The organism is Stutzerimonas sp. CXK-1 (assembly GCF_057738225.1).
The window spans coordinates 2,465,542-2,487,587 of sequence record NZ_CM173217.1 but is presented as its reverse complement, the minus strand read 5'-3'; the positions used below and the strand labels follow the sequence as shown (position 1 = coordinate 2,487,587).

The 22,046-nt window shown below is 65.6% G+C and carries 19 protein-coding genes; 12 read left to right on the top strand and 7 right to left on the bottom strand.

The genetic code is table 11. From position 1 onward, the window contains the following. Positions 1-4: 4 nt before the first annotated feature. Both tsaA and trpB read right to left on the bottom strand, forming a co-directional pair. Complete coding sequence (gene tsaA / locus AC0KXH_RS11570) at positions 5-697, bottom strand: tRNA (N6-threonylcarbamoyladenosine(37)-N6)-methyltransferase TrmO (RefSeq protein ID WP_043220799.1); 693 nt, start codon at positions 695-697, stop codon at positions 5-7. A 101-nt stretch (positions 698-798) separates the two neighbouring features. Beyond that, on the bottom strand, positions 799-2,007 hold the full coding sequence (gene trpB / locus AC0KXH_RS11565) for a tryptophan synthase subunit beta (protein WP_041104814.1): 1,209 nt from the start codon (positions 2,005-2,007) through the stop codon (positions 799-801). 416 nt (positions 2,008-2,423) lie between these two features. On the opposite strand from trpB, the gene AC0KXH_RS11560 reads away from it, so the two are divergent. The 3 genes from AC0KXH_RS11560 (at position 2,424) to betA (ending at position 7,744) form a co-directional block, all read left to right on the top strand. Further along, a complete protein-coding gene (locus tag AC0KXH_RS11560; RefSeq protein ID WP_488223441.1) occupies positions 2,424-4,490 on the top strand; it encodes a choline transporter in 2,067 nt (688 codons plus the stop codon). Between the two features lie 93 nt (positions 4,491-4,583). After that, positions 4,584-6,056 (top strand): betaine-aldehyde dehydrogenase, encoded by a 1,473-nt coding sequence (gene betB / locus AC0KXH_RS11555; RefSeq protein WP_488223440.1) that lies wholly within the window; start codon positions 4,584-4,586, stop codon positions 6,054-6,056. A gap of 14 nt (positions 6,057-6,070) precedes the next feature. Continuing rightward, positions 6,071-7,744, top strand: a complete 1,674-nt coding sequence (gene betA / locus AC0KXH_RS11550) for a choline dehydrogenase (RefSeq protein WP_253749624.1) — start codon at positions 6,071-6,073, stop codon at positions 7,742-7,744. A 119-nt stretch (positions 7,745-7,863) separates the two neighbouring features. Here betA and rimO read toward each other — a convergent pair whose 3' ends face one another. Continuing rightward, a complete protein-coding gene (gene rimO, locus AC0KXH_RS11545) occupies positions 7,864-9,189 on the bottom strand; it encodes a 30S ribosomal protein S12 methylthiotransferase RimO (protein WP_488223439.1) in 1,326 nt (441 codons plus the stop codon). Between the two features lie 109 nt (positions 9,190-9,298). Here rimO and AC0KXH_RS11540 point away from each other — a divergent pair, with 109 nt between their 5' ends. Next, the gene (locus AC0KXH_RS11540; RefSeq protein WP_439931528.1) at positions 9,299-9,496 is read left to right on the top strand and encodes a DUF4113 domain-containing protein; all 198 of its coding nucleotides are present in this window, start codon (positions 9,299-9,301) and stop codon (positions 9,494-9,496) included. Positions 9,497-9,586: 90 nt separating this feature from the next. On the opposite strand, the gene AC0KXH_RS11535 is transcribed toward AC0KXH_RS11540, so the two are convergent. Together AC0KXH_RS11535 and rfbD are read right to left on the bottom strand one after the other, a co-directional pair. Continuing rightward, the gene (locus AC0KXH_RS11535; protein WP_439931529.1) at positions 9,587-10,246 is read right to left on the bottom strand and encodes a hypothetical protein; all 660 of its coding nucleotides are present in this window, start codon (positions 10,244-10,246) and stop codon (positions 9,587-9,589) included. 534 nt (positions 10,247-10,780) lie between these two features. Beyond that, entirely contained in the window at positions 10,781-11,683 is a 903-nt protein-coding gene (gene rfbD, locus AC0KXH_RS11530; RefSeq protein WP_213149916.1) for a dTDP-4-dehydrorhamnose reductase, read from the bottom strand. Between the two features lie 267 nt (positions 11,684-11,950). Between rfbD and AC0KXH_RS11525 the strand changes: the two genes are divergently transcribed. Beyond that, entirely contained in the window at positions 11,951-13,234 is a 1,284-nt protein-coding gene (locus AC0KXH_RS11525) for an arsenic transporter (protein WP_278471495.1), read from the top strand. On the opposite strand, the gene AC0KXH_RS11520 is transcribed toward AC0KXH_RS11525, so the two are convergent. Both AC0KXH_RS11520 and AC0KXH_RS11515 read right to left on the bottom strand, forming a co-directional pair. Continuing rightward, on the bottom strand, positions 13,226-14,821 hold the full coding sequence (locus AC0KXH_RS11520; protein WP_052264563.1) for a sensor domain-containing diguanylate cyclase: 1,596 nt from the start codon (positions 14,819-14,821) through the stop codon (positions 13,226-13,228). The genes AC0KXH_RS11525 and AC0KXH_RS11520 overlap by 9 nt on opposite strands. Before the next feature lie 96 nt (positions 14,822-14,917). Further along, on the bottom strand, positions 14,918-15,784 hold the full coding sequence (locus AC0KXH_RS11515) for a helix-turn-helix domain-containing protein (protein ID WP_488223438.1): 867 nt from the start codon (positions 15,782-15,784) through the stop codon (positions 14,918-14,920). 265 nt (positions 15,785-16,049) lie between these two features. Here AC0KXH_RS11515 and AC0KXH_RS11510 point away from each other — a divergent pair, with 265 nt between their 5' ends. From AC0KXH_RS11510 to AC0KXH_RS11480, 7 genes are read left to right on the top strand one after another with little or no spacing between them, the layout of a single operon-like run. Further along, the gene (locus AC0KXH_RS11510; protein WP_200628819.1) at positions 16,050-16,235 is read left to right on the top strand and encodes a Flp family type IVb pilin; all 186 of its coding nucleotides are present in this window, start codon (positions 16,050-16,052) and stop codon (positions 16,233-16,235) included. A 9-nt stretch (positions 16,236-16,244) separates the two neighbouring features. Continuing rightward, on the top strand, positions 16,245-16,739 hold the full coding sequence (locus tag AC0KXH_RS11505) for an A24 family peptidase (protein ID WP_278471487.1): 495 nt from the start codon (positions 16,245-16,247) through the stop codon (positions 16,737-16,739). Between the two features lie 10 nt (positions 16,740-16,749). Beyond that, on the top strand, positions 16,750-18,174 hold the full coding sequence (locus tag AC0KXH_RS11500) for an ATP-binding protein (RefSeq protein WP_488223437.1): 1,425 nt from the start codon (positions 16,750-16,752) through the stop codon (positions 18,172-18,174). Further along, positions 18,081-18,869 (top strand): Flp pilus assembly protein CpaB, encoded by a 789-nt coding sequence (gene cpaB, locus AC0KXH_RS11495; protein WP_488223436.1) that lies wholly within the window; start codon positions 18,081-18,083, stop codon positions 18,867-18,869. The genes AC0KXH_RS11500 and cpaB overlap by 94 nt, the downstream gene beginning before the upstream one ends. A 49-nt stretch (positions 18,870-18,918) precedes the next feature. Continuing rightward, positions 18,919-20,424, top strand: coding sequence for a type II and III secretion system protein family protein (locus AC0KXH_RS11490; RefSeq protein WP_200291862.1), 1,506 nt, complete (start codon positions 18,919-18,921; stop codon positions 20,422-20,424). 13 nt (positions 20,425-20,437) lie between these two features. Next, positions 20,438-20,704, top strand: a complete 267-nt coding sequence (locus AC0KXH_RS11485; protein ID WP_313278381.1) for a hypothetical protein — start codon at positions 20,438-20,440, stop codon at positions 20,702-20,704. 10 nt (positions 20,705-20,714) lie between these two features. After that, complete coding sequence (locus AC0KXH_RS11480; RefSeq protein ID WP_488223435.1) at positions 20,715-22,043, top strand: pilus assembly protein TadG-related protein; 1,329 nt, start codon at positions 20,715-20,717, stop codon at positions 22,041-22,043. The last annotated feature ends 3 nt before the right edge of the window (positions 22,044-22,046 follow it).

Below are 22,046 nucleotides of genomic sequence, written 5' to 3'. Positions count from 1 at the left end.
CGCGTCAGGCGGGTACGACCTCGAGCACGCAAATCGTGTCGGGCTCGGGGTAATGCCAGCGTACCTGCACGTCCCACAGCCGGGTGCCGTAGCGGCGCTCCGGCCGCGGCTGCTGGTAGGCCGGCCGCGGGTCCTGCGCCAGGCACTGTTCGATCAACTGCACCAGGGGCTCGCCGAGGCGCTCGGCGTGGGCCTGTGCCTGCTGCAGCGCAGCGGGTAGCCACCGCACCCTGATCGGCTCGGGGGCGGCATCGGCGATGTCGTTGCGCGCCTCGGGCAGGGCATCGGCATAGGGCACGTAAGGCTTGATGTCGAGCACCGGCGTGCCGTCCAGCAGGTCGATACCGGAGACGAAGAGGCGGCCGGGCTCGACCCTGTCGAGCCGTACGACCGACTGACCAATGCCGTTCGGCCGATGTGTGGAGCGAGTCGCGAACACGCCCAGCAGGCGGTTGCCGCCCAGTCGGGGCGGGCGTACACGCAGGCGTGGTTTGCTTTCCAGGGCCTGGTGAAAGAGAAAAAGCAGCCAGACGTGGCTGACCTGTTCCAGCCCGGCGACCGCCTCGGCGCAATCGTAGGGTGGCATCAGCTCGAGCACGCCGCGCGCCGCCGGCGCCAGGCTGGGCTGGCGCGGGATGGCGAATTTCTCCTTGAAGCAGGAGTGCAGGATGCCGACGGGGCTGACACTGTGAGGCATACGGGTGACCGGCAGAGGGCAGGGGAGCGCGATGATACGCCGCCCGCGCTCGCGTTGCTCAGCGGCGCGGGCGGGGAGCGCCTGGTTGCCGGGCCGAACCGTCAGAGGCCGAGCAAGCGGGCGACGTAGTCGGCGTCCTTGTCGCCACGACCGGACAGATTTACCAGGATATGTTGCTCACGACCCAGCGCTGGTGCGGCACGCATGGCCCAGGCCACCGCATGGGCGCTTTCCAGCGCCGGAATGATGCCCTCGGTGCGCGACAGGGTCATGAAGGCCTCGAGGCATTCCTGATCGGTGACCGACTGGTAATCCACCCGGCCGATATCCTTCAGGTAACTGTGCTGCGGGCCGACCCCGGGGTAGTCGAGCCCGGAGGCGATGGAGTGCACGGCGGCCGGGTTGCCTTCGGCATCCTCCAGTACGTAGCACGCCATGCCGTGGAGTTCGCCCGGCTTGCCCTGCGACAGGGTCGCCGCGTGGCGGCCGGGCCGGTCAACGCCTTCGCCGGCCGGCTCGATGCCGACCAGCCGGACTGCGCCGTCATTGAGGAAGGCGCTGAAGATGCCCATGGCGTTCGAGCCGCCGCCGACGCAGGCAGCGACATGGTCGGGCAGCCGCCCATGCCGGGCGAGAAACTGTTCGCGGGCCTCGCGGCCGATGATCGACTGGAAGTCGCGGACCATTTTCGGGAACGGATGCGGCCCGACGACCGAACCGATGGCATAGATGAAGCTCTGTGGGTCCTTGAGGTATTCCTCGAAGGCGCTGTCTACCGCTTCCTTGAGCGTCGCCGCGCCGCGGGTAACCGGCACCAGCTTGCAGCCGAGGATCTTCATCTTGGTGACGTTGGGGTGTTCTTTCTCGATATCCACCTGGCCCATGTGGATCTCGCAGGGGATGCCCACCAGCGCACAGGCGGTGGCGAGGGCCACGCCGTGCTGCCCGGCGCCGGTCTCGGCGATGACTTTCTTCTTGCCCATGAACTTGGCCAGCAGCGCCTCGCCCAGGCAGTGGTTGATCTTGTGCGCACCGGTGTGATTGAGGTCTTCACGCTTGAGGTGGATCTGCGCACCGCCGAGTTTTTCCGATAGCCGCCTGGCGTGGAAGATCGGGCTTGGCCGGCCCACGTAATCGGCGAACAGGCTTGCCAGCTCCGCCTGGAAATCCTCGCGCTGGCGGATTTCTTCATAGGCGAGGTTGATGTCGTCCATCGCCTGCTTCAGGTGCGGCGGCACCAGCTGCCCGCCATAGGGGCCGAAGTAACCGTTGGCATCGGGCATCGAGGCAAAAACAGGTTCGGACGACATGAATGCTTCTCTCCATGAAAAGGCAGCGCCTGGCTGGCGGGGTTGCCGATCATAGCCAGCGTCGGCGCCGCTGAAAACGCACGGCGATGTGCGCCAAGGCCGCATCACCGGGGCCGTTGCGTCGTAGCAACGGTGGCGCGGCAGGTGGTCACGTTTGGCGGTGGAAGGGCGCGAATTGGCGAAATAGACGTTGATCGTGTAGGATACGCGCCCAATTCGAGTTTATTGGAGCAAATCACCTCTTATTTGAACGTCGGTATGATCTGCCGACCGGGGCCTGGCTGTCATCAGCACAGTCGTCTGCAGGCCCGTCCCGCCATCGGGTCGCTGCGTTCCCCTGCGAACCGCTCTCGACCTGCCGCAATTCGTCGCCTAGCGATGTCATAAAGCCAGAACAAGTTCAGGAGATAGAACTTATGAACGAGGCTGAGCTCTCGCCCCATGATTCCGACGCGCCGCGCGACCGGATCAACCCCGTGGTCTTCTACGGTTCCGCCATTGCGATCGTCGTGTTCGCCGTGTGGACGATGTTCTTCACCGACCGCTCGCTGGCGGTCATCAACACGGTACTCGGCTGGATTTCCGACACCTTCGGCTGGTTCTACTTTCTCGCCGTATTGCTCTACCTGGTGTTCGTCGTGCTGGTCGCATCCAGTCGCTACGGCAAGATTCGCCTCGGCCCCGATCATTCCAAGCCCGAATTCAATGTCCTGACCTGGGCGGCGATGCTGTTCTCCGCCGGCATCGGCATCGACCTGTTGTTCTTCTGCATTGCCGAACCCATCACCCAGTTTCTCGAGCCGCCGGTAGGCGAGGGCGGCACGACCCAGGCCGCACGCCACGCGCTGGAACTGACCTTCCTGCACTGGGGGCTGTCCGGTTGGGGCGTCTATACGCTGGTCGGGATGTCGCTGGCGTATTTCAGCTTTCGCCAGGGCCTGCCGTTGTCGATCCGCTCGGCGCTGTATCCGATCTTCGGCAAGCGCATCCATGGGCCGATCGGTCACACCGTCGACTCGGCGGCCGTGCTCGGCACCGTGTTCGGCATCGCCACGAGCCTGGGCATCGGCATCATCCAGCTCAACTTCGGCCTGAACTACATCTTCGGCATCCCGGATGGCACCCTCACCCAGGCGGTGCTGGTGGTGCTCATCGTGGCTTTCTCGGCTGTGTCGGCAGCCACCGGCGTCGAGCGCGGCATCCGCCGGCTTTCCGAATTCAACATGCTGTTGGCGGTATTGCTGCTGCTGTTCGTGCTGGTGGTCGGCGATACGGTGTTCCTGCTCAACGCGCTGGTGATGAACGTCGGCGACTACTTCTCCAACTTCATCAGCCTGTCGCTGGACACCTACGCCTACCGCCGGCCGACCGACTGGCTGAACGCCTGGACGGTGTTCTTCTGGGCCTGGTGGATTGCCTGGGGCCCCTTCGTCGGCCTGTTCCTGGCACGCATCTCCCGGGGGCGGACCATCCGCGAGTTCGTCGTCGGTACGCTGCTGCTGCCGCTGGCGTTCATGATGGCCTGGATGTCGATCATGGGTAACAGCGCCATCGAGATGGTCATGGGCGGCGCCCTGGAGTTCGGCCAGCAGGCGGTAAGCAACCCGGGCTCGTCGATCTATCTGTTCCTGCAGAGCTTGCCGTGGCCGGGCCTCACTACCATCGTGGTGACGATCCTGGCCATTGTCTTCTTCGTCACCTCCGGCGACTCCGGTTCGCTGGTGCTGTCGAACTTCACTTCGATCCTCAAGGATGTGAACAGCGATGCGCCGGTGTGGATGCGCATCCTCTGGGCCGCGATCATCGGCATTCTCACCCTGGCGCTGCTGATTGCCGGCGGCCTGACCGCGCTACAGGGCACCGTGGTGATCATGGGGCTGCCGTTCTCCATCGTCCTGCTGTTCATGATGGTGGGGCTGTTCAAGGCGCTGCATGTCGAAGGCGTGATGGCCGACAGCTACCAGAAGAGCCTCGCCGGCTACCTGTCCGGGCGCGCCACCCTGGAGCACACCCAGATGAACTGGAGCCAGCGGCTGTCGCGGGCGATGAGCTTCCCCAGTCTGTCGCAGATCCGCCGTTACCTGAAGGAGGTCGGCAAGCCGGCCATGCAGGAGATCCAGCAGGCGCTCGGCGAGAAGGGCGTTCCGGTGGAAATCCTCGAAGGCGAGTCGGGCAACGAGCACCTGATCCTCAACGTCAACCTCGGCAGCGAGCAGGATTTCACCTATCAGATCTGGCCAGTGCGCAGCACCATGCCGTCCTTCGCCGTGCGTACCCAAAGCAGCAAGGCAGACTACTACCGGCTCGAAGTGCATCTGCGCCAGGGCAGCCTGGGTTACGACCTGATGGGGTACTCCCGACGCCAGCTGATCGAGGACATCCTCGACCACTACGAGCACCACATGCATTTCCTGCATCTGCAGCGCGAAAACGGCGGTGGTGAAAGCGGCATGCCCAATCCGGGCGCGGCGCCGACACCCTGACCCTGCACGCCTCGGGCGATCCCCGAGGCGTTCCATCCATGTCGCGGCAGCGTCGATCCGCTGCCGCCACAGACAGTACGAACGAGGTAGAACATGGCCCGTTTCCCACGGCAGCAACTCTATATCCATGGCGGTTATGTCGACGCCAGCAGCAACCAGACCTTCGAGAGCATCAACCCGGCGAACGGCGAAGTCCTGGCCGAAGTGCCCGAGGCCGGCGCGGCCGATCTGGAACGCGCGGTTGAAAGTGCCGAGCAGGGCCAGCGCATCTGGGCGGCGCTGACCGGTATCGAGCGGGCGCGCATCATGCGGCGCGCGGTCGATCTCTTGCGCGAGCGCAACGACGAGTTGGCCCTGCTGGAAACCCTGGACACCGGCAAGCCGCTGAGCGAGACCCGCAGCGTTGACATCGTCACCGGTGCCGACGTGCTGGAGTACTACGCGGGCCTGGCTCCGGCCATCGAGGGCGAGCAGATTCCACTGCGCGACAGCAGTTTCGTCTACACCCGGCGCGAACCGCTGGGCGTGGTGGCCGGCATCGGTGCCTGGAACTACCCGATCCAGATCGCCCTGTGGAAGGCGGCCCCGGCGCTGGCGGCCGGCAACGCGATGATCTTCAAACCCAGCGAAGTCACGCCCCTGAGCGCGCTCAAGCTGGCGGAAATCTTCAGCGAGGCCGGGCTGCCCGATGGCGTGTTCAACGTGCTGACCGGCAGTGGCGCCGGCATCGGGGCGCTGATCACCGAGCACCCGCGCATCGCCAAGGTGTCCTTCACCGGCGGTGTGGCGACCGGCAAGAAGGTCATGGCCAGCGCGGCGTCGTCGTCGCTCAAGGACGTAACCATGGAACTGGGCGGCAAGTCGCCGCTGATCGTCTGTGAGGACGCCGATCTGGATCGCGCGGCCGATATCGCGGTCATGGCCAACTTCTTCAGCTCCGGCCAGGTGTGCACCAACGGCACCCGGGTGTTCGTCCCCACGGGCCTGAAAGCGGCCTTCGAGGCCAAGCTGCTGGAGCGCGTGCAGCGCATCCGCCTGGGTGATCCGCAGCAGGATGAGACCAACTTCGGCCCACTGGTCAGCTTCGCGCAGATGAACAAGGTGCTCGACTACATCGCCCAGGGCAAGGCCGCTGGCGCGCGGCTGCTCTGTGGCGGAGAGCGGGTGACCGAGGGCGACTACGCCAGGGGCGCCTTCGTCGCACCCACCGTCTTCAGCGACTGCAGCGACGACATGAGCATCGTGCGCGAAGAGATCTTCGGCCCGGTGCTGAGCCTGCTCGAGTATCAGGATGAGGACGAAGTCATCCGTCGCGCCAACGACACCGAATATGGCCTCGCCGCCGGCGTGGTCACGGCCGATCTGGCGCGGGCGCACCGCATCATCCATCGCCTCGAGGCTGGCATCTGCTGGATCAACACCTGGGGCGAATCGCCGGCGCAGATGCCGGTCGGTGGCTACAAGCAGTCCGGTATCGGTCGCGAAAACGGCATCGCCTCGCTGGCGCACTACACGCGGGTCAAATCGGTACAGGTAGAGCTGGGCGAGTTCGCCTCGGTGTTCTGAAGGAGGTTTGAACCATGGAATATGACTACATCATCATCGGCGCCGGCTCGGCCGGTAACGTGCTCGCCGCACGCCTGACCGAGGATGCCGACGTCAGCGTGCTGCTGCTGGAAGCCGGCGGCCCGGACTACCGGCTGGACTTCCGCACCCAGATGCCCGCCGCGCTCGCCTATCCGCTGCAGGGCACGCGCTACAACTGGGCCTACAAGACCGACCCCGAGCCGCACATGAACAACCGCCGCATGGACTGCGGCCGCGGCAAGGGCCTGGGCGGCTCGTCGCTGATCAACGGCATGTGCTACATCCGCGGCAACGCCCTGGACTACGACAACTGGGCCAAGGCACCCGGCCTGGAAGACTGGACCTACCTCGACTGCCTGCCGTACTTCCGCAAGGCCGAATCGCGCGACATCGGCCCCAACGACTACCACGGCGCTGTCGGCCCGGTCAGCGTGACCACGCCGAAGGCCGACAACAACGAGCTGTTCCACGCCATGGTCGAAGCCGGTGTGCAGGCCGGCTATCCGCGTACCGACGACCTCAACGGCTATCAGCAGGAAGGCTTCGGCCCGATGGACCGTACCGTGACGCCCCAGGGCCGGCGCGCCAGCACGGCGCGCGGCTATCTGGATCAGGCCAGGGAGCGGCCGAACCTGACCATCGAAACGCACGCGGTGACCGATCGCGTCCTTTTCGAAGGCAAGCGCGCGGTGGGCGTGCGCTACCTGCGCGATCGCAAGGACCCGTACATCGTGCGGGCGCGTCGCGAGGTGCTGCTGTGCGGTGGAGCGATCGCCTCGCCGCAGATCCTGCAGCGCTCGGGCGTCGGGCCGGGCGAGCTGCTGCGCCGGGTCGGCGTGAAACTTGTCCACGAGCTGCCCGGCGTTGGCCAGAACCTGCAGGACCATCTGGAGATGTACCTGCAGTTCGAGTGTCTGAAGCCGGTTTCGCTGTATCCGGCGCTGAAGTGGTGGAACCAGCCGGCTATCGGCGCCGAATGGCTGTTCCTCGGCAGCGGCATCGGTGCCAGCAACCAGTTCGAGGCGGGCGGCTTCATCCGCAGCAGCGACGAGTTCGAATGGCCGAACATCCAGTTCCACTTCCTGCCGGTGGCAGTCAGTTATAACGGCAGCAACGCCCATGACGGTCACAGTTTCCAGGCCCACGTCGGTTCGATGCGCTCGCCCAGCCGCGGGCGTATCGAGATCCGCTCGACCGACCCGGTCGAGGATCCGAGCATCCTGTTCAACTACATGGCCCACGAGCAGGACTGGCGCGAATTCCGCGATGCCATCCGCATCACCCGCGAGATCATCGCCCAGCCGGCGCTCGACCCTTACCGCGGTCGCGAGCTGAGCCCGGGTATCGATGCGCAGAGCGATGCCGAGCTGGACGCCTTCGTCCGCGAGCACGCCGAGACGGCCTATCACCCGTCCTGCTCCTGCAAGATGGGCAGCGACGACATGGCCGTGGTCGACGGCCAGGGCCGGGTGCATGGGCTGGAAGGGTTGCGCGTGGTGGATGCCTCGATCATGCCGCAGATCATCACCGGCAACCTCAACGCGACCACCATCATGATCGCCGAGAAGATCGCCGACCGGATTCGTGGTCATGAGCCGCTGCCGCGCAGCACGGCGAAGTACTACGTGGCCGGCAATGCGCCGGTGCGGCAACCGCCGCGGCGTTGACGAACCCGCAGCCCGGTGGTGGAAAAGGCTTCGCCGTTTTCCACCCTACGCGTCGAGGACTCCTCACGCCGAAATGAAAACGCCCCGCAGAAGCGGGGCGTTTCATGTAGCGGTTCAGCTCAGATCACTTCGGCCCAGAGGTCGTACTCGTCGGCGTTGGTGACGCGCACGCGCACCTTGTCGCCCGGCTGCAGCGGCTGTTCGCTGTCGATGTAGACCATGCCGTCGATCTCCGGGGCGTCGGCCCAGGAGCGGCCGATGGCGCCGTCCTCGTCCACTTCGTCGATCAGCACATCCAGTTCCTTGCCGACCTTCAGCTGCAGGCGCGCGGCGCTGATGGCCTGCTGGTGCGCCATGAAGCGGTCCCAACGGTCCTGCTTGATCTCGTCCGGTACCGGTTCCAGGCCCATGGTCTCGGCCGGTGCGCCTTCGACCGGCGAATACTGGAAGCAGCCGACGCGGTCGAGCTGGGCTTCGGTGAGCCAGTCGAGCAGGTACTGGAAGTCTTCCTCGGTCTCGCCGGGGAAGCCGACGATGAAGGTCGAGCGAATGGTCAGCTCGGGGCAGATCTCGCGCCACTGCTTGATGCGCGCCAGGGTCTTGTCCTCGAAGGCCGGACGCTTCATCGCCTTGAGCACCTTCGGGCTGGCGTGCTGGAAGGGGATGTCCAGGTACGGCAGGATCTTGCCGGCGGCCATCAGCGGGATCACGTCGTCGACGTTGGGGTAGGGGTAGACGTAGTGCAGGCGCACCCAGACGCCCATCCTGCCCAGCTCCTCGCACAGCTCGAGCATGCGCGTCTTGACCGGCTGGCCGTTCCAGAAATCCAGCTTGTACTTGAGGTCCACGCCATAGGCGCTGGTGTCCTGGCTGATCACCAGGACTTCCTTCACGCCGGCCTTGACCAGGCGCTCGGCCTCGCTGAGCACATCGCCCACCGGGCGGCTGACCAGTTTGCCGCGCATGGACGGGATGATGCAGAAGCTGCAGGTATGGTTGCAGCCTTCGGAAATCTTCAGATAGGCGTAGTGACGCGGGGTGAGCTTGATGCCCTGTGGCGGTACCAGATCGACGAAGGGATCGTGCTCGATGCTCGGCGGCACCACTTCGTGCACCGCATTGACCACCTGCTCGTACTGCTGCGGGCCGGTAACTGCCAGCACGCTGGGGTGCACGCCACGGATGTTGTTCTCGTCCACGCCCATGCAGCCGGTGACGATCACCTTGCCGTTCTCGGCGATCGCCTCGCCAATGGCATCCAGCGATTCGGCCTTGGCGCTGTCGATGAAGCCGCAGGTATTGACCACCACCACATCGGCATCCTCGTAGGACGGCACGATCTGGTAACCCTCCATGCGCAGCTGGGTGAGGATGCGTTCGGAGTCGACCGTGGCCTTCGGGCAGCCGAGCGAGACAAATCCTACGGTAGGGGCGTTTTTCGACATGACGGGCCGGACCTCGGGTGATGCGGCGGGGAAAAATGGCGCGAGAGTATACAGCTATTTGCACTGCTCTGACGGTAGGCAAGCGGCGGGACATAGTGCCGATCGTCAGTTGCAGTATGCGCAGCGCGGGGCCGTCGAGCAGGGGCTCGTGCTCGATGAGTGGCTTTCGCTGCGCGACGAGGGGCTTTCGGCGTATCACCAGCGGCACGTGAAGCAGGGCGCGCTGGGCAGGGGAACGGTGCGACTCGGACGCATCCCTGCCGCGGCGGAGTGGTCGATGAAGCGAGAGATGGTGAGCCAGCGGTAAACGACGCGGTGGGATGAGGTGATGGTGGTTAGATAAAGCCGCGAATGTAGCGGCTCACTGGCTGTGAGCCGTACGTGGAAGTTGGGAGTGTTATTGGGGTTCGTAGTGGCTAAGTGGTTTTGGCAAAGTGACCGTAAACATTTGACTCCGATCAGCAAACCAGATGCTGTTTCCGCCTTCGATGGAGTGTCTCGTCACGTTCGCTTCAACAAGCACGCGCGCGGACTCTCGCTTCGCTGCGTCGAGGACCGCGAGCGTTGCGTCGTCAAACTCATCTCTTTTGCCGAGGACGTATGTGATAGAGCCGTTCCAAGCCAGTACGTAGTCCTGGAGAGAGTCGTATCCGTCTTTAAAGGACAGCTCCATCCTGATCTTGCTGCGCTCTGTAGGAGCTGAAGGAAGCATCCAATCCCGATATAGAGGGACAACCAGAACGCGGCCGTCCGTGGATGGCGGAAGGTTCTGTCTTCGTATCTCCTCCACTGTACGACGGCTTACAGCACCTGTTTCCAGATAGGCCTCGGTGAAGCCAGGGGCATTGCTCGATATCTGAGCGATGATGTTGCGGAAGCCTGTTTCCTTCGCAAGGAGGTTTTTCTCTACGGGGTGGGCATTGGGGTCGGTAAAAAACTGATAGATAGTCTCGTCGAGGCTGTATCCAGCCTTTTCAAAGCCTTCTTTCAAATACCTGCCAATCACGCGAGCCGCGGCTGGATTGCCGTATCCGGTGGCCTGTAGCTCAGACATCATCCGACGCTCAACGTCGGGGGTCCACAAGGCGCTAACTTTAGCGGCTGACTCTGTATTCAATGGAGCCGGTGGAAGTGCGGCGTAAACAGGGCTCCACGCAACGAGCATGCCGAAGCCTAGTGAGCAAAATAGATTTCGAGTGGCTTTTGCGGGAGTCATGATTGTCCTTAAGAAAAAATAGCCTCTTCCAATGAGGAAGTGAGCGCTGCTGTGCTTCGCGAACGGGTACTGTATCGCCCGCAGTGAATATTTCTTAAGTTGTAGAACCCCAGCAAGCAAATATGTCAGATCGAGGTTAGAGGACGTCGCCTAAGGGCAGCCGGGCTAGACAAATTACGGTAGGGGCGTTTTTCGACATGACGGGCCGGACCTCGGGTGATGCGGCGGGGAAAAATGGCGCGAGAGTATACAGCGATTCACGCCGGGCAGTCGCTCGGCGGGATGCCGGCCGTCAGCCGATGCGAGGGGAGCAAGGATGGCAAGCGCGGCCGCGCCAGGCGCGACAGCGGAGTGCGGGGGCTGGCGGCAGGTGGCTCAGACCGCCATGCGGCTGGGCGCCTGCTCGCCGAGTACATCCAGCAGCGCCCTGAGGTCGGCCTGCCAATCGATCGTGTCGAGTTCGAAGGCACTCTCGAAGCGGCTGCAATCGAGCACCGACCATGCGGGGCGGCGGGCCGGCGTCGGGTACTCGCTGGTCGGAATGGGCGACAGGTTCGGCAAGCGGTGAATCAGGCCAACTTCCTTGGCCTGGCGGAAGATTTCGCAGGCGAACGCATACCAGGAGCAGGCCGAGCGACCGCTGTAGTGGTAAAGGCCCCACGCCAGCTCGCCGGTCGTGGCATAACGGCGGGCCAATTCGAGGAGGACCGAGGCGATTCGCTCGGCGCTGGTCGGGCAGCCGATCTGATCGTCGACGATACGTAGCTCCGGCCGAGCGGCCAGACGCAACATGGATTTGACGAAGTTGCCGCCATGCTCGCCGTAGACCCAGCTGGTCCGCAGGATGAGGTGACGGTCGAGCTGCTCGGCGATGGCGCGCTCGCCGGCCAGCTTGCTCGCGCCGTAAATGCCCAGCGGTGAGGTGGTGTCGTTCTCCTTGTACGGCCGGCGCGCCTGACCGTCGAACACGTAGTCGGTGGAAAGATGGAACAGTGGCGCGCCGAGACGTTCGGCCACCTCGGCCAGCACGGCTGCACCGTCCCGGTTGACTGCATAGGCGAGTCTGGAGTGCTCTTCGGCGGCGTCGACCTGGGTATAGGCGGCAGCGTTGATGACGAGCGCGGGGCGAAGCTGTTCCAGCGTCCGCCTGACCCGCCAGGCGTCGGTGAGGTCCAGCTGAGCGTGTGACAGGCCGACTACCTCCAGGCCGTACGCTGATCCTTGCATGACCAGACTCCGGCCAATTTGTCCCGTGGCACCACAAACGAGAATTTTCAATGGGGGGTCCTCGACCTTACAACTTCTCACGATTCCCTATGAGTGCGATCGTGCTCGAATGTTCCTCGGCTGCGGGCAATTAGACGAAGCGGGCAGCGCGTCTGGAACGCGCCGGGTAGAGCAGTACCCCGCTGCAGGGCGATGGCGTATAGTGCCGCCGCACCGGGCTCCGCCCCGGTTCCCCGCCCGCGGCAGGCGTCGAAGCCCGACGATGACGGCGTACGCCAGCCGCTTTCGTTTCGCCAATTTCCGGAGGCTTCGAGGCCCATGTTCGCCGCCCTGGCCATCTTCGTCGTCACTATCGTGCTGGTCATCTGGCAACCGCGCGGGCTGGGCGTCGGCTGGAGCGCCAGCTTCGGTGCGCTGCTGGCGCTCGGCACCGGTGTGGTCCAGTTCGACGACATTCCCCTGGTCTGGGCGATCGTCTGGAACGCCACGGGCGCCTTTATCGCGATCATCATCATCAGCCTGTTGCTCGATGAGGCCGGCTTCTTCGAATGGGCGGCGCTGCATATGGCGCGTCTGGCCCAGGGCAGCGGGCGCCGGCTGTTCGTACTCTGCGTGCTGCTCGGCGCCGCGGTGTCGGCGCTGTTCGCCAACGATGGCGCGGCGCTGATCCTCACGCCCATCGTCATCTCGATGCTGCTGGCGTTGCGCTTCTCGCCGCCGGCCACGCTGGCCTTCGTCATGGCCGCGGGCTTCATCGCCGACACCGCCAGCGTGCCGCTGGTCGTCTCGAACCTGGTCAACATCGTTTCGGCCGACTTCTTCGGGCTCGGGTTTGCCGAGTACGCATCGGTCATGCTGCCGGTGAACCTGGTGAGCGTCGCGGCCTCGCTGGCGGTGCTGTTCGTCTGCTTCGGCCGCGACATCCCGCGGCACTTCGATGTCGACACGCTGAAGATGCCCGCCCTGGCGATCCGCGACCGCGCGACCTTCAGGGCGGGTTGGGTGGTGCTCGTGGTACTGCTGCTCGCCTTGTTCGCGCTCGAGCCGCTCGGTGTACCGATCAGCCTGGTGGCAGCGCTATGCGCCGGCGCGCTGCTGGCGGTCGCCGCGCGTGGGCGGGTGATCGGTACGCGCCGGGTATTGCGCGGTGCGCCCTGGCAGATCGTGGTGTTCTCGCTGGGCATGTACCTGGTGGTCTACGGGCTGAACAACGCGGGCCTGACGCGCCATCTCACCGCGCTGCTCGATGCCTTCGCCGAGTACGGCGTCTGGGGCGCCGCGCTCGGCACCGGCCTGCTCACGGCGCTGCTGTCGTCGGTGATGAACAACCTGCCGAGCGTACTGGTCGGCGCGCTCGCCATCGATGCCAGCCAGGCCGAGGGCGTGGTGCGCGAGGCAATGATCTACGCCAACGTCATCGGCTGCGATCTCGGGCCGAAGATCACGCCCATCGGCAGCCTGGCCACGCTGCTCTGGCTGCACGTGCTGGCGAGCAAGGGCGTGCGCATCGGCTGGGGCTATTACTTTCGCGTCGGCATCGTGCTGACCTTGCCGGTGCTGCTGGCCACGCTCGCGGCCCTGGTGCTGCGCCTGTCACTGTGACGCGGGCGGTTCCGCGTTGCCCGAGGGGGCGACCAGCAGGCGGTTGCGCCCGGCCTGCTTGGCCCGGTAGAGCGCCTCGTCGGCGCGCTTGAAGACCTGTTCGGCGGTCTCGCCGTGGGTTGGCCATTCGGCTACGCCAAGCGAAATGGTGACGGCGCCGACGGTGTCGATCTTTGCCTGCTCCACGCAGTGGCGCAGCCGCTCACCGACCTGCGCCGCGGAATGGCAGTCGGCATTCGGCAGCAGGACCAGGAACTCTTCGCCACCGAACCGGCAGAGCACGTCGCTGTCACGCGAGCAGCTGCGCATCAGGTCGGCGACCTGGCGGATCACCTGATCGCCGACGTCATGGCCAAAAGTGTCGTTGATGCGCTTGAAGTGATCGATGTCGAGGGTGATCACCGCGAAATGGCGCTGCTCGGCGCGGAGCATTTCCACCGCGGTGGTCAGCCCGCGGCGATTGCGCAGCCCGGTGAGTGGGTCGGTCTGCGCATCCAGGTTGAGCTTGCCGATCTTCTGGTGCAGCAGGCTGATGCCCAACAGCAGCGCGCGCTTGAGCTGCGCCGCTTCGAAATACCAGGAACGGATGCGATGGATCCGCTCGGGCGTTTCCGGGGCGTCCATCTCGCTGGCGGCCTGGGCCAGCTGCCAGAGCGGACGGGCGATCAGGCTGGCCAGCATGCCGACCAGCAGCAGCGTAAGCACGGCCATCGGCGCCGTCTCGCGCAGCACCTCCATCATCAGCCCCTCAAGCGCGCTGAGCGTGACCTCGGTAGGGCGCTGCGCGACGATGCCCCAGCCGACGCTGGGCACCTGAGCATAGCCGGCCAGCATGTCCACGCCCTGGCTGTTGATCAGGCGCTGGCTACCGCTCTCGCCGAGCAGCACCGCATCGATCACCGGGTTGGTGCCGACCACCGTGCCGAGCCGCTCGGGCTGCGGGTGATAAAGCAGCCGCCGGGTACGGTCCACCACGTAGATGTAGGAGCCATCCTGATAGAAATGCTCACCGAGCAGCGCCGCCAGTGGCCCGCTCTGCTTGAGGTGAATGGCGCCTGCCACATAGCCCAGGTACTGGCCGTCGGGGCCGAAGATCGGCTGTGATACCAGCACCACCAGATTGCCGCGTGGCGACATGTAGGGCTCGCTCACCGCCGCGCGGCGCAGCCGTAGCGCCTGCTGGCTGCCGGGGTTGTCCAGTTGCTCGCCCTTCAGATGCCGCGAAAGCGGCGACACGCCGCGCACGATCCCGCCGGCATCCACCACCATCACCGTGTCGTATCGGTTGGTTTGCATGCGCAGGTGCCGCAACTCTTGCTGCAGGTAGGCGTCATCGTCGAAACGCGTCGAGAACTGCGCCGAGGCGAAGCCGAGCTGCTGCCGGGCGCCGGCAAAGGACTGCTCGGTGATGTCCGCCAGCTTGGCCGCATAGACGCGGTTGGCCTCCAGCGTGTTGTCGATCAGCATCTGCCGCTGGACCTGCGAACTGGCATAGAAGCCGATCACCAGCGTGACGAGGGTCGCGGCTACCGTGAGCAGCACCACCGACCGCCGCAGATCGATGCGGAACATCCGGGTGAGGGGCATGACTACCTGACATCTGAGCACGTCGAACCAGCATGGTAGGCGCTTCGAGGATCAGGCTCCAGCCCGCCGGCCGCACTCGGCGCAGGTCAGGCCAGGCTAGCCGGCGCGCGGCAGCCCGCTGCGCAGCGGCGGGCGCAGCAGCTCCAGCCGCGAGGCTTCTTCCAGCTCCAGCACCGCGCCGCGTGCGGCCGGCTGGCAGGCATCGCGGTACTCGCTCGGTGTGCAGCCGGTGAACTGCTTGAAGGCGCGGGCGAAATAGGAGGGGTCGCGAAAGCCGGCGGCGTAACCGATGCTGGTGATCGGCATCTGGCTGTTGGCCAGGCGCTGCTGGGCGAAGGTCATGCGCTTGTGCTGGATGTAGTCCTGGTAGCTCATGCCAAAGGCTTCCTTGAACAGGCGGCTGAAGCTCGAGGGCGTCATCTTGCACAGCTCGGCCAGTTCCTTCTGCTCGATGTTCGAGCGGTACTGCGCCTCGATATGGCGCAGCGCCGGCGCCAGCCGTTGATGACGATGCGAGTCGGCGGTCAGGCGGATGCTGTCAGGCAGCGTCGGCAGGTGGTCGATGCCCTGGTGCCGGCCCTGCTGCCGCACCTGGCAGAGCTGTGCCAGGCAGCTGCGATAACGGCGCAGCTCGTCGGCATCCAGCGGCAGCACCACGTACTCCCAGATCCGCGCGCGCATCGCCCAGACGGCGAGCTCTTCGGAATGCTGCACCGTGAACATGGTGATCGGCAGGGCGGGCCGGGCACGCTTGAGTTCGAGTGCCAGGTTCAGCCCGCGCGAGTCCGGGCGGTCGTAATGCAGGCAGACCATGTCGGCGAAGGTGCCGGCATCGCCGAGCGCTTCGAAGGTCGTGAGGCTGCAGTGGCAGTCGCTGAAGTGGGCCATCAGTTCGGTCGTCGAACCGTCATGGGTCAGATCGACCCAGCGCAGCACCGGATACATCGTGGCGTTGGACATCATGCTTCGCTCGTTGTGACCACTCGGTCAGTATTGGCGAAGTGCCATCGCATGCCAGGTATTAAGCCTGATTAAAGATCAAAAGTTCTTTACCGGGCCTGCCGCACTGCCGCCAGCGCCGCCTGCACCGGGTTCGCACGCTTAGCGCAGAAAAGTCCTAGCGATACGCAACTGACTCCTAACCCCCACCAGTACCCGCTCACTAGTCTCGAAACCAGGCAACGCAGCGATGCGTTCCACTCGGGAAATCACACGAAAGGTGAGCGACATGAATATTCAGTCAATCAAGGAAGCAGTCAGGAAGTTCGCCCGGGACGAGGATGGCCTGACCATCGTCGAGTACGCCGTGGCCGGAGGCTTGATCACGGGAGCGGTGGTCCTGGCGTTCACGGCGCTGGGTGGTGCCGTGCAGGCGGAAATCGAACGCCTGACCGATGCGATCAGCGACAACTGAGCCCAGACCATGGCCTGGCTGCTGCTACCGCTGCTTGCGACTGCATTGGTCACCGACCTGTGGCAGCGGCGGATTCCCAATGCGCTGGTAGTGGTCGGCATCGCGATCGCGCTGGGCAGTCAGTACCTGACCACCGGCCTGGCCGGGCTGGGCAGCGGTGGGCTGGGCATGCTCATCGGCTTCGCGCTGTTCCTGCCGTTCTACGCCCTGGGTGGCATGGCGGCAGGAGACGTCAAGCTGATGGCCATGGTCGGGGCCTTTCTCACACCGACGCTGGCCCTGCAGGCGGCGCTCGCCAGCCTGATCGCGGGGCTGCTCTGTGCGTTGGTGCTGATTGCGGTGCAGGGGCAGGCGTGGCAGTTGGCGGCGCGTTACTGGCTGATGTTGCGGACCCGAAGCTATCTGGCGCCGCAAGCCGGGGAGGTGGCCGCCAAGCCATTTCCCTACGCGCTGGCGATCTGCCTGGGCACCGCGGCGAGCGGAATCTGGCACTGGGCGGGATGAGGAGGGCGATATGCAGGACGCGAACGAACAGGCCGATGGAGCGACGTTGCGCGAACGCGTGCAACGCCTGGCGCCCTCACCCCGCTGCATTGCCGATACAGGGCTCGGCGAGACGCTGCTGGCCGAGCTCTTGTGCAAACACCTGCTGGACGCCGGTGCGCTGGACCTGCCAAGGATGGCGTCTCGTCTACGCCTGCCAGGGATAGTGCTGGACGAGGTGCTCAACGGGCTGCGCCAGGACGGTCGCATTGAAGTGCTGGGCCAGGGACAGGGTCAGACGCTGCGCTACGGGCTTACCGAGCGAGGCCGCGAGGCCACGCGCGATGCCCTGCAGCGCAGCGGCTACCTGGGCCCGGCGCCCTTTGCCGTGGACGCCTATCGATCGCTGCTGCGGCTGCAGACGGTGCACGCCTCGCGCGTCGACCGCCAGGCCATCCGCGAGGCGATGCGTGACGTGGTGCTGAGCGACGACATGCTCGACCGGCTCGGAGTCGCGCTCAATTCCAACCGGGCGCTGATGCTCTACGGGCCGCCCGGTACCGGCAAGACCTTTATTGCCAGCCGCCTGATCAGGCTTTTCGAAGAGGCGATCTGGGTGCCCCACGCGATCGCCATCGACGATGCGATCGTGCCCATCTACGACGCACAGATCCACCGGCGTCTGGAAGACGATGCCACGCGCAACAACCTGCTGCTCGGCGAAGGCATCGACCGGCGTCTGGCCTGCTGCCTGCGTCCGCAGCTGCGGGTGGGCGGCGAGCTGGGCATGGATCAGCTGGACATTCGCCACGACCCGGTGGCCCGGCTGTTCCATGCGCCGCTGCAGCTCAAGGCGGCCAACGGCCTGTTCGTGATCGACGACTTAGGTCGCCAGCGCATGCCGCCCGAGCAGCTGTTCAATCGCTGGATCGTGCCGCTCGAGGAGCGCGAGGACTTCCTCAACCTGGGCGGCGGGCGTCATTGCAGCCTGCCGTTCGACGTGCTGCTGGTGTTTTCGACCAACTTCGACCCGCTGGATCTGGCCGACGGCGCCTTCTTGCGCCGGATCGGCCACAAGCTGCACTTCGGCCACCCCGATGCGCAGGCCTTCGAGCGCATCTGGCGCATGGAGTCGACGCGCCTTCACATCGACTTCGACCCGGCGTTGCTGGCCTATGTCCTGAACGAGCTTTACGCACCCAGCGGCATGCCGCTGTCGCCGTGCCACCCGCGTGACCTGCTGAACATGGCCTGCGACCGCAGGCGCTACTTCCATGGAGCTGGCGGGCCTCGTTGCGAGGACCTCGCCTGGGCCTGGCAGAACTACTTCATCCAACACGAAACGGAACAAGGAGAACGGCCATGGGCTCGCGCAGCTTCAGCCTCGTCGCACTTTCGTTGTTGTTCGGACTCGGCGCAGCCTGGCTCGCCAACGATTGGCTCAACAGCCGTCTGAACGCCGCGCCCGACGATGCCCAACGCAATGTGGTGGTCGCCACCATGGAGATCCCCTTCGGCCAGATGATCGAGGCGCGTCAGCTCGCCCTGGTGCGCATGCCGCGCGACACCGTGCCCGATGACGCCTTCGAGTCGATCGAGCAGGTCGCCGGCAAGATCGCCACCTTTGGCATGCTGCGCGGCGACATGGTCCGCCAGCCGCGCGTCGCCGAGCACCTGGGCGGCAGCACGCTGGCCTCGCTGATCGACAAGAGCAAGCGCGCGGTGTCGGTACGGGTCGACGATGTGGTCGGGGTCGGTGGCTTCCTGCTGCCGGGCAATCGCGTCGACGTGCTCGCGACAAGGCGCGTTGGCAACGGCGAGGAATCGCAGGCGCGGACCATTCTCGAGGATCTGCGGGTGCTCGCCGTCGACCAGACCGCCAGCACCGACAAGACGCAGCCGGTCGTGGTGCGTGCCGTCACCCTGGAAATGGCGCCCGAGGAAGCGGAAAAGCTGGTCAAGGCGATGAGCGAAGGCCAGCTGCAACTGGCGCTGCGCAACCCGCTGGACAACTCGCGCAAGGCCGTCCAGCCGGTCGCCGTGGCCCAGCCGGTCGCCGTGCCGGTCAAGGCGCCGGCGCGTCCGCGTCCGGCCCAGCCGGCCGGAGTGACGGTCATCCGTGGCACCGATGTGAACAGAGTCAGGTTGTAGCTCGCTCGGCGCCCGCCGCGGCGGGCCGGAATCGACAAGGAGAATTCACATGAAACCTGTGCGAAACGCCGCCGTAGTCGCCGTACTGCTTGCAGGCGCGATCCTGCCGTCCCTGGTCGTGGCCGCCGAGCCGCAAGCGGCCGTCCGCGCGCTGCCAGCGGCCAACACCGATGCGGTCAAGGTGCCGATCTATCAATCGCGGGTGCTGACCACGCGGGCGCCGGTCAAGCGCATCTCGGTCGGCAACCCGGGGATTGCCGACATTCTCATCACCACGCCGACCCAGCTGTATCTGCTGGGCCGCTCGCTGGGCAGCACCAATGTGCTGCTCTGGGACGCGCGCGACCGCCTGATCGACAGCCTCGAGTTGCAGGTCGTGCATGACCTGGGCGGGCTCAAGGCACGGCTGCACGAGGTGCTGCCGAAGGAAACCATCGAAGTGGCCAGCGCCCAGGGCGCGCTGGTTCTGCGTGGCCAGGTCAGCAGTGCGGCAGTGATGGACACCGCGCTGAAGCTGGCGACCAGCTACGCGGCGGCCAGTGCGCCGCAGGTCGAGGAGGGCAGTAGCGCGGCCGGCCGCAGCAAGAGCAAGGGCCCGGAAGTCATCAACCTGATGTCGGTCGGCGGCAGCCAGCAGGTGATGCTCGAGGTGAAGGTCGCGGAAATGCAGCGCAACCTGTTCAAGAACCTCAACGTGCGCTTCAACGCGCTGGACTTCGGCTCATCCTCGCGCTGGTCCAGCGGTGGTTTCAACAACGGCGCCGGGCTCGGCTTCAATGAGGATGGCAACCTCGACCCGACCACCCTGTTCGGTGATGGCAAGGGCATCTTCGGCCAGTTCCTCTCCGACGAATTCCTCTTCAACGTGGTGCTCGAGGCCTCGAAGGACAACGGCACCGCAAAGGTGCTCGCCGAGCCCACGCTCACCACGTTGACCGGACAGCAGGCCGAGTTCATCTCTGGCGGCGAATTCCCGGTGCCGATCACCGAAGACGACGGCATCACCATCGAATACAAGGAATTCGGCGTCGGCGTGAAGTTTCTCCCGGTAGTGCTCGACAGCGGGCGCATCAACCTCAACCTCAACGTCTCGGTCAGCGAGCTTTCGAACACCAACGCGCTGGTGCTCGATACCGGCCTGGAGAGCGTGCTCGGCGATGGCGTCGCCCAGGTCATTCCCTCGCTGACCAAGCGCAGCGCGCAGTCGACCGTGGAGCTGCGCGATGGCCAGACCATCGCCATCGCCGGCCTGATCAGCGAGAACAGCCGCGACTTCGTCAGCCGCTTCCCCGGGCTGGGCGACCTGCCGGTGCTCGGCATGCTGTTTCGCAGCCAGCAGTTCATCAATGGCGAAACCGAACTGGTGATCCTGGTTACCCCGCATCTGGCCACGCCGGTCGATGCCAAGGCGGTGCGCCTGCCGACCGACGACTTCGTGCCGCCGAGCGACCTGGAGTTCTACCTGCTCGGCAAGACCAAGGGCAGCCAGCCGGGCCGCACCGTGCCGGTCAGCCTGGGCGTCAGCGAAGGCCGCTTCGGCCACGATCTGCACTAGACGGAGAAACGCCATGAAAACCGTGTTCGTACTGGGTTGCGCGGCGCTGGTCGCCGCCTGCACCACCTATGAAGAGGCTCGCGTCGGCCCGCTGGGCTCGACCGTCCAGGCCGTGCACTACCAGCAGATCGCCGACAAGACGACGGCCGCCGAACCCGGAACGGCGCTGCCACCGGGCGCTGACGGGCCGCGTACCGAGCGGGTGCTCAAGGGCTACCGCGAGGCGCACGGTGACGCCGAACGCGTGGCCGAACCGATCCGGATCCGCTTCGAGCGCTGAGGCAAATGCCATGAACAGTCCACGCGCCATTTACCGGGGGCCGGCCCACCAGCGGGGCGCTGTCATGGTGCTGGTGACGGTCGCCATGCTCGCGATCCTGGCGATGGCGGCGCTGGCCCTGGACGGCGGCCACATGCTGCTGAACAAGGCGCGCCTGCAGAACGCGGTCGATGCTGCCGCGCTCAGCGGCGCGCGCACGCTGCTGCAGGTGTCCGGCACCGGCAACGCCGCCAGCCTGACCCGTGACGCGGCCGTCGGCACCTTCACCTTGAATGCGCAGGCCGATGGCAACGACGAGTTGGCCACCGCGCTGGCCGAGGGCGGCACGGGCTTCGTGCAGGTCGAACTCGCCACGAGCGTCTACGGGCCGTTCTCCTATCCGGGGCCGGTGGCCGCGCGCTATGTCCGTGTCTCGGTCGCCAACGAGCCGCTGCAGGGGTTCTTCTGGCCGATCCTCTCCCTGCTCGCCGACGACGCGCGGGACAAGGCCGTCTCGGCCATCGCCACCGCCGGCCCGAGCCCGACCACCCCGTGCCAGGTGGCACCGCTGATGATCTGCGGCGACCCCAATGGCAACGACCCGACGGCCGGGCAGTTCTGGGGCTACCGTTTCGGCGATCTGGAAGTGCTCAAGAGCGGGGCGGGCAACACCTCGCCGATCGGCCCCGGCAATTTCCAGCTGATTCGCCTGGGCAGCAACAGCGGGGCGGCGGACGTCCGCGCCGCGCTGGCCGGCGACATCGAGCAATGCAACCAGGTCGGCGAGGCGGTGGAGACCGAGCCGGGCAATACCGTCGGCCCCGTCGCGCAGGGGCTGAACACCCGTTTCGGTGAGTACAAGGGCTCGCTGGCCGGCTCGGCGGCGAGCTACCCGCCGGACCAGATCATCAGCCACACGACGCCGCTGATCGAATGGGACGAAGGCGCCGAGCAGGCCACCTATGACGGCCAGCCGGTGCAAGCGCGCGATGGCAACCTGTTCACCGGGCAGGGCGCGCTGCTCGATTACAACGACTGGCGTCGGGCAACGGCGGCCTGCCCGTCAGGCTGCACCGCCGGCGGTGTGGCGGAGCGGCGCGTGTTGCGCATCGTGGTGGGCGACTGCACCGGCAAGCAGAACGGCCAGACCTCCGTGCCGGTGCTGGGGTTCGGCTGCTTCTTTCTCGTCCAGCCGCTGCCCGCCGGCGGCAAGGACGCGCAGATATTCGGCCAGTTCCTGCGCGAATGTGCCGGCGACAACCAGCCGGACATCGACCCGAGCGACGACAGCGGCCCGCAGATCATCCAGCTCTACAAGACCTACATCGATAACGCCCGTACCCCCAGTGACGATTCGTGAGGA

Excerpts from the sequence above, each read along its gene's own strand:
- cpaB (WP_488223436.1), top strand. The coding sequence starts at position 18,081 with ATGGGCTCGCGCAGCTTCAGCCTCGTCGCACTTTCGTTGTTGTTCGGA.
- AC0KXH_RS11535 (WP_439931529.1), bottom strand. The coding sequence starts at position 10,246 with ATGATGTCTGAGCTACAGGCCACCGGATACGGCAATCCAGCCGCGGCT.
- rimO (WP_488223439.1), bottom strand. The coding sequence starts at position 9,189 with ATGTCGAAAAACGCCCCTACCGTAGGATTTGTCTCGCTCGGCTGCCCG.
- AC0KXH_RS11490 (WP_200291862.1), top strand. The coding sequence starts at position 18,919 with ATGAAACCTGTGCGAAACGCCGCCGTAGTCGCCGTACTGCTTGCAGGC.
- tsaA (WP_043220799.1), bottom strand. The coding sequence starts at position 697 with ATGCCTCACAGTGTCAGCCCCGTCGGCATCCTGCACTCCTGCTTCAAG.
- AC0KXH_RS11485 (WP_313278381.1), top strand. The coding sequence starts at position 20,438 with ATGAAAACCGTGTTCGTACTGGGTTGCGCGGCGCTGGTCGCCGCCTGC.
- AC0KXH_RS11480 (WP_488223435.1), top strand. The coding sequence starts at position 20,715 with ATGAACAGTCCACGCGCCATTTACCGGGGGCCGGCCCACCAGCGGGGC.
- AC0KXH_RS11510 (WP_200628819.1), top strand. The coding sequence starts at position 16,050 with ATGAATATTCAGTCAATCAAGGAAGCAGTCAGGAAGTTCGCCCGGGAC.
- betB (WP_488223440.1), top strand. The coding sequence starts at position 4,584 with ATGGCCCGTTTCCCACGGCAGCAACTCTATATCCATGGCGGTTATGTC.
- AC0KXH_RS11505 (WP_278471487.1), top strand. The coding sequence starts at position 16,245 with ATGGCCTGGCTGCTGCTACCGCTGCTTGCGACTGCATTGGTCACCGAC.
- trpB (WP_041104814.1), bottom strand. The coding sequence starts at position 2,007 with ATGTCGTCCGAACCTGTTTTTGCCTCGATGCCCGATGCCAACGGTTAC.
- AC0KXH_RS11525 (WP_278471495.1), top strand. The coding sequence starts at position 11,951 with ATGTTCGCCGCCCTGGCCATCTTCGTCGTCACTATCGTGCTGGTCATC.
- betA (WP_253749624.1), top strand. The coding sequence starts at position 6,071 with ATGGAATATGACTACATCATCATCGGCGCCGGCTCGGCCGGTAACGTG.
- AC0KXH_RS11560 (WP_488223441.1), top strand. The coding sequence starts at position 2,424 with ATGAACGAGGCTGAGCTCTCGCCCCATGATTCCGACGCGCCGCGCGAC.
- AC0KXH_RS11520 (WP_052264563.1), bottom strand. The coding sequence starts at position 14,821 with ATGCCCCTCACCCGGATGTTCCGCATCGATCTGCGGCGGTCGGTGGTG.
- AC0KXH_RS11515 (WP_488223438.1), bottom strand. The coding sequence starts at position 15,784 with ATGATGTCCAACGCCACGATGTATCCGGTGCTGCGCTGGGTCGATCTG.
- AC0KXH_RS11500 (WP_488223437.1), top strand. The coding sequence starts at position 16,750 with ATGCAGGACGCGAACGAACAGGCCGATGGAGCGACGTTGCGCGAACGC.